Below are 12,417 nucleotides of genomic sequence, written 5' to 3'. Positions count from 1 at the left end.
AATCCAGTTCCAATTAAATAACACAGTAAGCCACACGATCCAAAGTTCCCAGTGGTCATGGTTTATCGGCATCCCGTTTTAAGGGCAACGCCGCAGGTCAGCACGCGCGACGTAACACCCAAGGGGGACTGACCTCAGATTATGTTATATGATAACATAACGCAACTCGTGACTGCAAATATGTTTCTTTCGCGGGCAAGTAACTTTGACATCAGCGAAGCGCCTAAATCGCACTAAGGCACTCCTTATTTGACGCCCCATAGAGAAGCTGGCTTTGAGCGAATTTTGCCCAAAAGGAAAACGCTCACATTAAAAAACCAAAATTAATTTGGAACCATATGCCAATCCAAGTGTTGGTTAGATGAAACTGAGAAACAAGGAGATTCACGATGGAATATGGCATTATCGGATTACTCGTTCTGCTTGCTGATATCTATGCGATCATCAGCATCATCTCGAGCCGCGCGTCATTCGGCGCCAAAGCTCTTTGGACACTTTTGGTTCTCGCACTGCCAGTATTGGGCTTCATCATCTGGTTCTTTGCAGGACCACGCGGCAGCACGAAAACAGTCTAACGCGCCCTCACCCACGTAAGATCAATCAAGCAGGTGATCGCCCTAAAGATACGCTTTGGGTCGACCGGCACCGCTTGGAAAATCGAAAGGACAATATCATGAATTGGGATCAAATCTCAGGTAAATGGAAAGAAATGACTGGCTCCGTTAAAGCGAAATGGGGCGACCTTACAGATGACGAGATTGCCGAAATCGATGGCAATCGTGAAGCGCTAGAAGGTAAAATTCAAGCTAAATACGGCAAGACGAAAGAACAGGCTAAAGCCGAAGTCGATGCGTTTTTGAACGACAACTAAGTGTCGCCCTGAACCCACACGACCCATAGCTATAGAAAGGACTATCTCATGTCATTGAACACACTCGAAGACGTTTATCACGATCAACTGCAAGACATCTGGAGCGCGAACAAACAAGCGCTTGATGTGCTCACCGAACTTGGTGAAGCCGCCAAAGATGAAGGCCTATCCAAAGCTTTGATCGCAGGATCCAACGGGATCAGTGAGGGTCTGGATAAAATCGCAGAAATCTGCGGCAAACACGGGATCGACCCAAATGGCGAACATTGTAAAGGCATGGAAGGCCTTGTTGCCGAGGCCAAAGCTCATGTTCTCAACGCTGATTTTGGGAATGATGACGCCCGTGACGCGATGATCATCACCCAGTATCAGCGCATGGTGCACTATGCCCTTGCAGGCTACGGCTGCTTGGTGGCCTTTGCCAATCGCTTGGACCTAGATGACGATGGCGCCGCGCTGCAAAATTGCCTGAACAACACCTATGATGGCGATAAGACCATGACATCTATCGCAACAGGTGGTGTGAACGCGAAAGCAAAAGCGGCGTAAGACATTCATCCTACTTTAATTTCAAGATTGAGGGCGGCGGGTCAACTGCCGCCCTTTTGCATGGCGCGCATATTCGTCACGACAAAACCGGTCCAGCCAGAGATTGCAATCTGTGCGAAATCAAAATCTATGAGAACAATGATGCGGAGTTTCGCATTGAGAGGCACCAGACTAAGAGACAGCACAGTTTGGATAAAAGCCCCAAGGGCAAAAAGCTCTCGCGAACATGCCGCGCGCAAAGAATGCCGTAGCATGTTACCGAGCTTGGGTAAGCGTTTCACCTGTCGCATTTTGCAGCGCGCCGAGGCCAAGTCCATGACCCCCAATTGGGGACAAGCGGTCAACTTCGATCATGGGTTTGCCTGCCTTGATTTGACGGGCAATCAACTGTCGGATTTTGCGCCCTTGCGCAAATGGGCGCGCAGTAACAGGGCTGTCACGATCCGTCACATATGTCAGCAAAGGGCAAATTGAAAACAACTATTGAGCGGCTTTTTCCCTAAACTTTCAATAGCTTGAATCCCAGCATACAGGCTCTCGCTGGGCATGCCGTTTGCAAAGATAACTTGGTGTTTTTTGCACATAAGATGATAATATGTGACCATGTTTAGGTCGCGCATAATTTCAACACCAGGCAGATCGGTAAGATCTTTGGCAGGGACCAAAACGCCATCAGATCCAAACATACGCGATACGATTTTCGACTGAACGAAAATACGATGCTGCCGCGAGACCACGACATCGGATTGAGGAAAACCGTCGCCCAATGCGTTTTTGCAGATTTTGATCGGCGCCATCTTTTCTTGTGCCACTAGATTTTCGAGTGCGAGCTCTCGCCGAGCGATCCAGATCAATGGCTGATATCCATTGTCCAAGGTTTGGACCAAATCGCCAATTTACAGCTGTGAGATATCCACACTGCCCCGAGAGGTGGCTATTTGCGTCCCTTCGCCAAAACAAACAAAGGTCGTATTATCGGCGCTAAAATCACTGCGATTGATATAGGTGGCTTTCGGACCATCAATTCTTGAGACAAATTCTATGGAGGAGATAACTTTATTGTCAAAGGTATCACTGCCATAGTTTTGTACAAAGACATCCCCGCTGTCCGTTTGGATGACCCGTGCAAGAACATTCGGAGTTGTCGTAAATGATCCATCAGGGTTCTCAACGGTGAGATTGATGTAATACCCTGTGATACTGTCGATCGCCACAGCACCGCCAGCGGCAGCGCCGCCACCTTCATGCGTCGCTACATCGCCATCACCGTAACTTGTTCCATCAGGCAGCACATATTCAAGGCTTTCCCCCAAATAGGAATACCCGCCGTCATAGGTTCCTACGCTGCCGTAGTAACTGGTGTCGTAATCATCGGTGCCGATGATGGTATCATTTGCACCGCCACCGACATTGACCGCGGTGACATCGACAATCGCCATAGTTCCGCCGCTGAAAGTTTGACCCAAAACACCATCATTCGGTGTCGCAGATGAGGTTTCATCAACATCTGTATAGCTTCCCTCTAGATAACCTGGCGTTCCTGAGGCGTCTTCAAAGTCGTTGAACTTCCCGAGGTATATAAGGTTGTTTGCCAATTAAACGTCCTTTGTCTGCCAAGGTCGACGCCGTCGATAAAATTCGTCAATCGTCTGACACAGATGCGCACAGCATATGGTCTGGCACTTAACTTAGTGATTTCATACGCCCCAGTGTTACGCTCAATACCCTAATATTTTCTGAAACAGCGCTTATCCAAACGGCAACAACGCGCAGATCACCGCCCAGTCCAGCGTCTCCAAAGTATCCGCCCTAAATGTGCAAGTGCTACGAGACCTGCAAAGGCAAAAATATGGCGAGGTTTGCCCCCTTCCCCCTTGGGTCTGTCTTGTTCGGGATGGTAGCGCTGATCCATCAGACGTGCATCGGCCAGCACCGTCCCTCGCAATCTCTCAGGCAGAACGTGAATATCCCGCAAGCCACGCCCCTTTGCAGAATTCAACGTTTCGATGGCACAGATCAGAGATTGAGTTTGCGCAAACACCTCATCAAAGCGCGCCTGCTCTACATCAAGATGCTCTGAGAGCAATCTTGTCCTAAAGGCGGAAATAGCATCATGGGCCCCTTCAATCGCGACATCGCATTCCGTATCGAAGCCCAATGATCGGTCGTCAATATTGCTCGACCCAACATGAAGAATACGAGTGTCGATGATGTTGACCTTTGCATGCACGTAAATTGGGTCTTCGGCGCTATTGACTGGGTGATAAATACGAAAGCGGTTCGCGTGATCGGCGGCTTTCAAACGGTCAATAAAACGGCCCCGCAAGACATGCATGGCGTCATCTTCCATCTGTGACAAAGCGGCCTGCGGGTTGATCACGACAATTTCTGGCCCGCTGGGCTGTTGCAAACTTTTCTCCAAAGCATCAAAGACAGATTCGGCCGTGAAATATTGCGACTCGAAATAGATCGTTTCCTTTGCTGTTGCGATACTATCTAGGAAAAGCTGTTCGACCTCGTTTATCAAGTCGGACCCATTGTATGGCGGTTCCGTTCGGGCGATGGCGACATCTACGTTGGTTGCATCCACCGCCAAGCCTTTTGGCCAAGACGCCGCTTTGCGCGTCGCCCCGCCGTCGAATTCCTCACCCGTTGCGCGCTTCCAGCGTCTGCGCGATAGCTCTGCCAGCGCTTCGGCGGCGGGGCCCGTCACAGCACAGGTTACATCGTGCCAAGGTTCAGCAGGCGCGCCGTTTTTCTTCACACGCCGCGGGTCATCTGGGCGATGCGCGGATGTGTCCCATCGCGATTCAGTCGCATCAATACCACCACAAAAGGCAAATGAATTGTCAGCGACAACGATCTTTTGATGATGGCAGGCCCCTAAGGGATGGTGACTGTCGAGCGCCAGATGGATGCGATCACTGCCAAATATATCCAGAGCCATCGCTGGCAAAATACGTCCTGGGGCGACAACGACAGCACCGTTCCATTTTAAAATATAGACTTGCAGTTCAGGCGCATTTTCGACCACTGCCTCCAGATATGCGCCCAATTTATTTGGTAGCCCGTCTGGTGCATTGCCCTTTGCGTCGCTTTCTCCGGGTAACATCTCGATTTCAAAGTCGAAATCCCAGCCCACAAGCAAAAGTTCACTCTTGGCGGTCGCCATGACGCGACGCAGATGTATGAAATAATCTTCGCCATCGACCACGAAGGACAGTTGTTCGGCCTGTGCAACCCGCCAACAATTCTTGCCTGATACGAAAAATTGCCCAGCGTTATCTTTACGGCTCATCGAGCATCGCCCCATCTGACTCTCCACTGTCGATTACTTATGATAACGCTATAACCTGCGTTTTGTTCCGTCAGGGATAGCATTTCTGGGGCCGTCAGCTGCACAAATTCGCAAAAACATGCTGTCGCGCAGATATTGGTGATGTTTTGGAAGGAAGATATGCAGGCCTTTGTTAAATTAACGCTGTGAAACGCGACCTCTGTCGAGACCTTATGCGCCAAGGCATGCCGCTTGCGAGACTTTGGTCTTGTTGGCAAAATTTGTTTTGGCCCGTTTGCCGATAGCGCAAAAGGGTCTGACAGCATATACAGGCGGTGACCGCGCCCAGTCGGCGGGTTTACTTTTGCAAACACTGGAAACATGGGCATAATATGCAGTATGGCATGTAAGCAAGAAGGGATTGAGCAAATCAATACGTTTGACATCAACGCGCTCTCAATCGCGCATCAAGATGTGGTTCTAAACACCCGCAAATGGCTTGATCAAATGGTCGTCGGGTTAAATTTATGCCCCTTTGCCTCAAGTGTCATAACCAGAGACCAAGTGTATTATGCCGTTTGCGATGCCACCACAAAGGCCGAAAGAGAGCAGAGCTTTGTGACTGAACTACAGCGCCTGCTTGGAACAAACGAAAATAGCATTGCCACGAGCTTGCTCATGTTCACCACAGGTCTTGAAGATTTCGATGCATACCTTGATTTGCTCGACTGGTGTCAGCAGATCTTGGAGACTGCAGATCTGACAGAGCAGGTGCAATTGGCATCATTTCACCCTCAGTATCAATTTGATGGTGTGGCGGCAGACGATCTAAGCCACTTTACCAATCGCGCGCCCTATCCAACCCTACATCTTTTGCGACAAGATCAGATGACCAAAGTTCTCGCGCATGTTTCGGAGCCCGAAAAAATCTATCTGGATAACATAAAGACACTGAATAAGCTTGGTCGCCAAAAGGTCGAAGCGCTCTGCCCTTGGGGTAGATAACAGCTTTATCGGTCGCAGCACATCACTGCGGGCCTTGACCTGATTTCATCGGGATATTTTTCGCATCTCAGCTGAGGCAAAGAACCTGCGCAGTTCGTCTAAAGGTGCTGGTCGCGAATGTAGACCCGCGCGCCGCAGCAGGAAAATCCAACACAATTTGCATATGTTATGTTATTACATATCGAATCATGCTACGCGTCCCAAGACTTAAAATTCATATTTCTTGGAGACCCAAAATGTTGAAACCTTTTGCGGCAGTATGTCTGGCTGCCACTTTCGCAACAACGGCCGCGATGGCAGAGCCTAAGACAAGCGTGACAGTCGCAGCGCCTTGGGAAATTGCCAGCTATGATCCAACCGTCGCAGGTTTTGTCATTCAAGCTCTCCAAGTCATGGAAAATCTGGTCGACGCAGATGAAACAGGCGCGCTACGTCCAGCTTTGGCAACAAAATGGGACATGTCCGACGATGGCCTCACTTGGACCTTTACATTGCGCGATGGCGTGACATTTCACGATGGCTCCGCCTTTAATGCACAGGCTGCAGCCTCCGCGTTGAACCGCGCTTGGAAACAGCCTGGCGTTCTGCAAAAGGCGCCTATCACGGCAATCAAAGCCGATGCAGGCAAGATCATCATCACAGTTTCCGAAAGCTTCACCGCGCTGCCATCCTTGATGGCGCACGCCACGACCATCATCCCCGCCCCTTCCGCTTTTGATGCCGAAGGAACCCCCAGTGCTTTGATCGGCACAGGCCCATTTTCTGTTTCGGCTTTCACGCCACCACAAAGCATTTCTTTGGCGCGCAATGAGGCATATTGGGGCGAAAATGCCACGCTGGAGACAGCCACATATTTGGCGGCGGGGCGCGCAGAAACACGCGCTTTGCTGGCCGAAAGCGGTGATGCGGATGTCGTTTTTACGCTGGACCCATCGGGATTTTCCCATCTTCAGCATGTTGACTCGATTGAAACCGCGGCTGTCGCGATCCCGCGCGTGGTCGTGCTTAAAGTAAACGCGGGCCACGCCTTTTTCGATGATGCGCGCGCACGCAAAGCTTTGAGCCTTGCAATTCCACGCGAAGGCATCGCCAAGGCCATCACGCGCTTTCCTGACTCTGCGGCCACACAGCTGTTCCCGCCTGTATTGCACGATTGGCATTCGCAAGATCTAGCGCCGCTAAAAACTGTTCTTGAACAGGCAAAAGCCCTATTGGCAGACCTCGGCTGGGCTATGGGCGAAGATGGCATATTGATGCGCGATGGTGAGCGTTTCTCCATTCAACTGCGGACCTTCCCTGATCGTCCAGAATTGCCTTTGATTGCGGCTGCACTGCAAGACACCTGGCGCGAGCTGGGCATCGAAGTTGATGTGTCAGTTTCCAACTATTCCGAAATTCCCGCGGGGCATAAAGATGGTTCTTTGCACGTGGCCTTGTTTGCACGCAATTACGGGCTGACGCCTGATCCAATTGGCACAATCTTGCAAGATTTTGGCCCAAATGGCGGCGACTGGGGGGCAATGGGCTGGACCAACGACGAGGCTGCAAAAGCGTTGCAGGTCATTGCCTCAACCGCTGATCCTGACCTGCGCCAAGAAAGCATCGCGAAAGTCGCGGGCATTTTATACCAAGACCTGCCAGTCATTCCTGTCGCTTGGTATCAGCATACGGTTTCGATCAACAAAGACTTGGGCGGGGTGATCATAGACCCACTGCAACGCAGCTATGGTCTAAGCACTATGTTTTGGAACGAATAAATGACCTCTGCTTTGATGAAAACGGTTTTCGCTGCTCTGGCAAAGCGCGCACTGCAAGCCCTGATTGTGGCGGTCGTTGTGGGCATCGTCAGTTTCGCGATGATGCAGGCTTTGCCGGGGGATGCGGCCTATCGCATCGCGGCGGGTCGCTATGGGTATGATATGATGGATGCGGCTGCTGCTGATGCCGTGCGCCTCGAATTGGGCCTTGATCAACCTGCGATCCTACAGCTTTGGATCTGGCTCAAGGCTCTCGCACAATTTGATCTGGGAACGTCATTGGTTTACGGCACACCTGTGATTGATGAAATCAGCACCCAGCTTGGCTATTCTTTACTGTTGGCTGGAGGGGCGATTGTTGCCTCCTTGCTCATCGCCTTGCCCGTCGGAATTGCTGCGGGCCTGAACCCCAATGGGATCGTCGATCGTGTGACCTTTGGTCTGTCTGTCCTGTTCAGAGCCATCCCCGCCTTTGCCTTAGGTATCGTATTGGTGCTGATTTTTGCAGTTCAACTTGGCCTGTTTCCTGTTGCGGGATTCCATGGGCCTGAAAATCTTGTGCTGCCATCCTTGACCCTCGGGCTTGGACTTGCGGCGGTTTCAAACCGCGTCCTGCGCGATTCAGTCGTCGATGCGATGCGCGCCGATTGGCGCCTCTTCTCGCGCACCAAGGGCCTTTCTGCGCGTTTGACACTGACCCGTCATGTCCTGCGCAATGCGGCGCTGCCAGTGGTGGCATATATCGGCGTACAACTGGCCTATTTAATCGAAGGCGTTGTGATCGTTGAAACCGTTTTCGCATGGCCTGGGATCGGTCATGCCTTGGTGCATGCAATCTTTGGCCGCGACATTGCGATGGTGCAAGGCACTGCGCTGACATTGGGCCTGCTCTATGTGGCGCTCAATCTTTGCGTTGATCTTGCCTGTCGCGGCATTGACCCACGGGGGCGCTTGGCATGACCGATCAAACACCACATTTAACACACAGTGAGGCGCGTTCAGCAAAACCTCGGTTTGGGTTTGCCCAGTTGACTGGTTTTGCATTGCTTGCCGTTTTGGCCATCGGCGCCCTAGGGGGCCCCAGCCTCATTGGGCAAGATCCAGCCAAACAATCGCTCCTGAGCACATTTGAAAGCCCCAGCCGATCCCATCTTTTGGGCACAGATAATTTAGGGCGCGATATGGCGGCACGATTGCTGTCTGGGGCGCAATTGTCGCTGTCCTTGGCGCTATTGTCAGTGATCACAGCCGGACTACCCGGCACATTACTCGGTGTCATTGCGGCATGGCGCGGTGGCTGGACTGACCGCCTGATCGGCGCTTTTTCTGATGCGGTTTTGGCCTTACCTGGGCTGCTATTGGTTTTGATGCTGGCAGCGATTTCGCCTGGATCGTGGTGGGCTCTTTATGCAGGTATCTCTTTGACGCTCTGGGTTGAATATTTCCGCTACACGCGACAGCGAGCGCGTGTTGTTTTGTCAGAACCAGCGGTCGAGGCCTCACGATTGCTAGGTCTAAGCCCATGGGTATTGCTGCGCCGCCATTTGATCCCCGAAATCGGGCCAGGCCTTTTGACGCTTGCCGCCTTTGGTGCAGCCACCGCCGTCACTTCTGTGGCAGCCCTTGGCTTTGTCAGCGTCGGGCTGCGCCCTCCCACCGCCGAATGGGGCGTCATGATGACCGAGCTTCTGCCCTATTGGCGTGAAGCGCCTTTCCTTATTCTACAGCCTGTTTTGTGTTTAATCGTAACTGTTCTTGCCCTACATCTGAGCGTTGGAGGCGCGCGCCGCCCATGATATATTCAATAGAAGTCAATGCCTTATCTGTTTACGCAGGCAAGACACGCCTCATGGGGCCGATCAGTTTCAACCTGTCCAATGGCGGCACTTTGGTCATCATGGGGGAAACTGGCGCGGGCAAAAGTCTGATCGCGCAGGCCATTTTGGGCACATTGCCAAACACGCTGCACGCCAAAGGGCAGATCACCGTAAATGGTCGCCGTGTCGATCAAATGCGCCAAAGCGCACGCAGGCGCATGTGGGGCACTGTCATCGCGACACTGCCGCAAGAACCTTGGCGCGCACTAGACCCGTTGATGCGTGCATTTCGGCAGGTGTCAGAAGCCCATCACTATGTTGGCGGCAAAAAGCGATCTCTTGCAAATGCTGACACGGCAAAAGCCTTTGAAACACTGGGCCTGACTGGCGCGGAAAAACAATTGCCAAATACACTTTCAGGCGGAATGGCGCAGCGCGTTGCCTTTGCGGCTGCGACCGCAGGCAATGCGCCAATTCTTTTGGCTGACGAGCCGACCAAGGGCTTGGATGCTGAACGTCACACCAAAGTTGTCGAACTCTTGGCCAAGGTTCCCAAGGAGGGCGGCACCTTGATCGCCATCACCCATGACGTCAGCGTGACGCGCCGCCTTGCAGGCGAGGTCATCGTCTTGCGCGATGGTGCCTTGGTAGAACAAGGGAAGGCTATAGATGTCTTAGCCAATCCCACTAGCAGCTACACGCAGTCTTTAATCGATGCAGATCCGAAAAACTGGCCCCAATCCGAAAAACAGTCTGATCTGGCCGAAAAGCGGGATGTCGTTTTGACGGTGGAAAACCTCGCCGTTGCACGGTCTGGCAAAAGGCTGTTTGAAGGGTTTGATTTGACCCTTAGAGCTGGCGAACGTGTCGCATTGGTTGGCCCCAGCGGGATTGGCAAAACGACGCTTTTGGATGCCATGGCGGGGCTCATAAAGCCTGAGGCCGGGACAGTGACCCGCGCCCAAAGCCAGTCGCGCCATACTGTGCAAAAACTGTATCAAGATCCCCCAGCGGCTTTTCCTGCACGCATAGCGCTAAAACACGTCCTTAAGGATGTGGCGCGGCTGCATAAAACCGATTGGTCTTCGGTTTTGACGACGCTCGAAAAGTTGGGAATTCACCCGTCTTTGCTGGACCGTAAACCTGATGAGGTTTCAGGGGGCGAGTTGCAAAGAATATCGATCGCACGCGCGCTGACTGTTGGGCCAAAAGTTCTACTTGCGGATGAACCGACATCGCGGCTTGATCCGATCACCCAGCGCGACACGTTGAACATGCTTGAAACCATGGCCGCGGCAGAAAACTTTGCAGTTGTGCTGGTGACCCATGATCGTCAAATCGCCAACAAGTGGGCCGATCGGACGATCATTTTGACCTAAAGATGAAAGTGGCGGCTTCAGCTTGCCACTTTTGACATCACACACGCACTTTCGGATCGCCTTTCCGTCTAAACCGCGTCTTGCAGCGCATGGCTGACTTTCGCCCTTCTTTCCCCAGCCCCCAGTCCCCAGACCGCCCCGTATCCGTGCCAAGCTCATTCACGCGGCGCTCAGAGCCGCCAAACAGCGCGCCCTTATAGAAACTGAACTCTTTGTGACAGTCAGGGCGCCGAATTTATTGACATTACAGGCTATGGTGACAAACTCAGCCTCGCAGAAATGCGACCACCATATCATTTTAAGGGACAGGAACACGGGCAGTGGAAGACGCAGTACGTATTGCACAGGATTTTCTTGATCGCCAAGGAGAGGCGACGATGTCAGGCGACCTCGAGGCCACCTTGGGCTGGTGCAACATACCTTGTACGCTTGAGAATTCGCAGGGTCACACAGTGGCAAGGACAGAAGCGGAAATGCGCGCCATATGCAAGATGTTCATCGACACCCTAAAGGCAAAACGGCTCACGCACATGGTGCGTCACTGTGTTGAGGCGATGTTCACCGATAAAGACACCATCTGCGCGGCCTATGAGACACGCTACATCAAAGAAAGGCATCAGCTGGCCGAAGACTCCTATGCGGGATTTGTTGTTCTGCGTCGCGGCGATGACAGGTGGAAAATCAGTAACATGCAATTCGCAGGCGACAATGATAGCCCTGTTGATATCACGCTACGTGACTGGGCAAGAGATCGAGTCAACGCTTAGGCCTGCGACTTCATCGGCAAACCCTATACAACCGACCACAGTGCGATTGTGCCATGCCTCAAGCGATCCGCACTATCCGTAAAACGCGCGGCACATTTGAAACGGGCCAAAAGACCGTAACGCAGGTGTTCTATTTGATTTTAAGGGGATAAGTGGTGCGGGTGAAGGGACTCGAACCCCCACGCCATAGGCGCCAGAACCTAAATCTGGTGCGTCTACCAATTCCGCCACACCCGCATTGCCTGCCTCATAGCAAAGCAAAATGGGCAGCGCCAGACGCAAAATGCAACAAAATGAACTTTAGTGCGATTTTTTACAAAATTAATCCTTTGCCCATCACACATCATACCATAGGTTAACCTTTAGATGGCGGAACATATCGCCACATCGAGGCAGTTTAACATATAAAAAGAGAGCATCATGACGCATGATGATCATGGGCGCAGCTATGGCCGCAAGGTCGACAGGCTCCCAGCATCCAATCCCTCCCAAGGCGCGCCGCGTCGCCGGCTAAAGATCGAAGACATTCTTCCGTGCTACGAAAATGGTATTGCCCTTGGCACTCTTGTTTTGACCGCAGATGGCGCTTTGCCTGTTGAGTATCTGGAACAGGGCGACAGGATCATCACCCGTTCTGGTATGCGGACTTTGCGCAATATTGACACCCCTGCCCCCCAAATGTTCACGCTGATCTTTGACAGCGCGGAAGTCATCTTTGCCGACGGCTTTCAAGTCCACTCAAAGACAGGCAAAACTTTTGCGGCCTGACGCAGCGTGACTTTCGCAAAATACGCGACTTAATATGCCGTAGATTTGGGCGAAACGGATCACTTCGGGCAAAAAATACACGATAAGTTTTTATTTTGACTGTTTTTAGTGCATTTCGCACATTTTTTAATCAAACATGTGCAAATTCCTTAAGCAGACAAACCGCCATCCCTCTGGTTGATTGTGACCCCTCACCAGAAGTGATTTGAAATGTGTGAACGCATTTT

General features: G+C 52.0%; 15 protein-coding genes and 1 tRNA gene. 10 read left to right on the top strand and 6 right to left on the bottom strand.

The window, feature by feature from the left end; genetic code table 11:
• The first annotated feature begins 389 nt into the window (after nt 1–389).
• The 3 genes from EDD53_RS01835 (at nt 390) to EDD53_RS01825 (ending at nt 1,420) form a co-directional block, all read left to right on the top strand.
• Nucleotides 390–575, top strand: a complete 186-nt coding sequence (locus EDD53_RS01835; protein WP_123791492.1) for a PLDc N-terminal domain-containing protein — start codon at nt 390–392, stop codon at nt 573–575.
• A 98-nt stretch (nt 576–673) separates the two neighbouring features.
• Complete coding sequence (locus EDD53_RS01830) at nt 674–871, top strand: CsbD family protein (protein ID WP_123791491.1); 198 nt, start codon at nt 674–676, stop codon at nt 869–871.
• Between the two features lie 48 nt (nt 872–919).
• Nucleotides 920–1,420: a ferritin-like domain-containing protein gene (locus EDD53_RS01825; RefSeq protein WP_123791490.1), complete on the top strand. Its 501-nt coding sequence runs from the start codon at nt 920–922 to the stop codon at nt 1,418–1,420.
• 41 nt (nt 1,421–1,461) lie between these two features.
• Here the strand turns inward: EDD53_RS01825 and EDD53_RS14755 are convergent, their stop codons facing one another.
• The 5 genes from EDD53_RS14755 to EDD53_RS01810 all read right to left on the bottom strand — a co-directional run bounded on the left by EDD53_RS14755 (nt 1,462) and on the right by EDD53_RS01810 (nt 4,718).
• Nucleotides 1,462–1,674, bottom strand: coding sequence for a hypothetical protein (locus tag EDD53_RS14755; RefSeq protein WP_170162659.1), 213 nt, complete (start codon nt 1,672–1,674; stop codon nt 1,462–1,464).
• Between the two features lies 1 nt (nt 1,675).
• Nucleotides 1,676–1,882 (bottom strand): hypothetical protein, encoded by a 207-nt coding sequence (locus EDD53_RS14710; protein WP_148087090.1) that lies wholly within the window; start codon nt 1,880–1,882, stop codon nt 1,676–1,678.
• On the bottom strand, nt 1,876–2,307 hold the full coding sequence (locus EDD53_RS01820) for a Hint domain-containing protein (protein ID WP_281277921.1): 432 nt from the start codon (nt 2,305–2,307) through the stop codon (nt 1,876–1,878). Before EDD53_RS01820 ends, EDD53_RS14710 begins: the two co-directional genes overlap by 7 nt.
• Nucleotides 2,308–2,316: 9 nt before the next feature.
• A complete protein-coding gene (locus EDD53_RS01815) occupies nt 2,317–3,015 on the bottom strand; it encodes a hypothetical protein (RefSeq protein ID WP_123791488.1) in 699 nt (232 codons plus the stop codon).
• Nucleotides 3,016–3,194: 179 nt separating this feature from the next.
• Nucleotides 3,195–4,718: a phospholipase D-like domain-containing protein gene (locus tag EDD53_RS01810; RefSeq protein ID WP_170162657.1), complete on the bottom strand. Its 1,524-nt coding sequence runs from the start codon at nt 4,716–4,718 to the stop codon at nt 3,195–3,197.
• 378 nt (nt 4,719–5,096) lie between these two features.
• Here EDD53_RS01810 and EDD53_RS01805 point away from each other — a divergent pair, with 378 nt between their 5' ends.
• The 6 genes from EDD53_RS01805 to EDD53_RS01780 all read left to right on the top strand — a co-directional run bounded on the left by EDD53_RS01805 (nt 5,097) and on the right by EDD53_RS01780 (nt 11,422).
• Nucleotides 5,097–5,702: a DUF1415 domain-containing protein gene (locus tag EDD53_RS01805; RefSeq protein ID WP_246002145.1), complete on the top strand. Its 606-nt coding sequence runs from the start codon at nt 5,097–5,099 to the stop codon at nt 5,700–5,702.
• Nucleotides 5,703–5,938: 236 nt separating this feature from the next.
• On the top strand, nt 5,939–7,459 hold the full coding sequence (locus tag EDD53_RS01800) for an ABC transporter substrate-binding protein (protein ID WP_246002143.1): 1,521 nt from the start codon (nt 5,939–5,941) through the stop codon (nt 7,457–7,459).
• Nucleotides 7,460–8,419, top strand: a complete 960-nt coding sequence (locus tag EDD53_RS01795; RefSeq protein WP_123791486.1) for an ABC transporter permease — start codon at nt 7,460–7,462, stop codon at nt 8,417–8,419.
• Entirely contained in the window at nt 8,416–9,255 is an 840-nt protein-coding gene (locus EDD53_RS01790) for an ABC transporter permease (RefSeq protein WP_123791485.1), read from the top strand. Before EDD53_RS01795 ends, EDD53_RS01790 begins: the two co-directional genes overlap by 4 nt.
• Nucleotides 9,252–10,655, top strand: coding sequence for an ABC transporter ATP-binding protein (locus tag EDD53_RS01785; RefSeq protein ID WP_246002141.1), 1,404 nt, complete (start codon nt 9,252–9,254; stop codon nt 10,653–10,655). Before EDD53_RS01790 ends, EDD53_RS01785 begins: the two co-directional genes overlap by 4 nt.
• A gap of 320 nt (nt 10,656–10,975) precedes the next feature.
• Nucleotides 10,976–11,422 carry a hypothetical protein gene (locus tag EDD53_RS01780; RefSeq protein WP_123791484.1) on the top strand — a complete coding sequence of 149 codons (447 nt, stop codon included), beginning with the start codon at nt 10,976–10,978 and terminating at the stop codon, nt 11,420–11,422.
• Between the two features lie 153 nt (nt 11,423–11,575).
• Here the strand turns inward: EDD53_RS01780 and EDD53_RS01775 are convergent.
• Nucleotides 11,576–11,659, bottom strand: a tRNA-Leu gene (locus EDD53_RS01775).
• A 183-nt stretch (nt 11,660–11,842) separates the two neighbouring features.
• Between EDD53_RS01775 and EDD53_RS01770 the strand changes: the two genes are divergently transcribed.
• The gene (locus tag EDD53_RS01770) at nt 11,843–12,190 is read left to right on the top strand and encodes a Hint domain-containing protein (protein ID WP_123791483.1); all 348 of its coding nucleotides are present in this window, start codon (nt 11,843–11,845) and stop codon (nt 12,188–12,190) included.
• The last annotated feature ends 227 nt before the right edge of the window (nt 12,191–12,417 follow it).

Source organism: Pacificibacter maritimus (genome assembly GCF_003814915.1).
Lineage (GTDB): Bacteria > Pseudomonadota > Alphaproteobacteria > Rhodobacterales > Rhodobacteraceae > Celeribacter > Celeribacter maritimus.
Note: the sequence above shows the minus strand (reverse complement) of the source record. Positions and strands in the feature narration are given on the sequence as shown.

Coding starts and splice junctions, on each gene's coding strand:
- EDD53_RS01835 (WP_123791492.1), top strand. CDS start 390: ATGGAATATGGCATTATCGGATTACTCGTTCTGCTTGCTGATATCTAT.
- EDD53_RS01830 (WP_123791491.1), top strand. CDS start 674: ATGAATTGGGATCAAATCTCAGGTAAATGGAAAGAAATGACTGGCTCC.
- EDD53_RS01825 (WP_123791490.1), top strand. CDS start 920: ATGTCATTGAACACACTCGAAGACGTTTATCACGATCAACTGCAAGAC.
- EDD53_RS14755 (WP_170162659.1), bottom strand. CDS start 1,674: ATGCTACGGCATTCTTTGCGCGCGGCATGTTCGCGAGAGCTTTTTGCC.
- EDD53_RS01810 (WP_170162657.1), bottom strand. CDS start 4,718: ATGAGCCGTAAAGATAACGCTGGGCAATTTTTCGTATCAGGCAAGAAT.
- EDD53_RS01805 (WP_246002145.1), top strand. CDS start 5,097: ATGGCATGTAAGCAAGAAGGGATTGAGCAAATCAATACGTTTGACATC.
- EDD53_RS01800 (WP_246002143.1), top strand. CDS start 5,939: ATGTTGAAACCTTTTGCGGCAGTATGTCTGGCTGCCACTTTCGCAACA.
- EDD53_RS01795 (WP_123791486.1), top strand. CDS start 7,460: ATGACCTCTGCTTTGATGAAAACGGTTTTCGCTGCTCTGGCAAAGCGC.
- EDD53_RS01790 (WP_123791485.1), top strand. CDS start 8,416: ATGACCGATCAAACACCACATTTAACACACAGTGAGGCGCGTTCAGCA.
- EDD53_RS01785 (WP_246002141.1), top strand. CDS start 9,252: ATGATATATTCAATAGAAGTCAATGCCTTATCTGTTTACGCAGGCAAG.
- EDD53_RS01770 (WP_123791483.1), top strand. CDS start 11,843: ATGACGCATGATGATCATGGGCGCAGCTATGGCCGCAAGGTCGACAGG.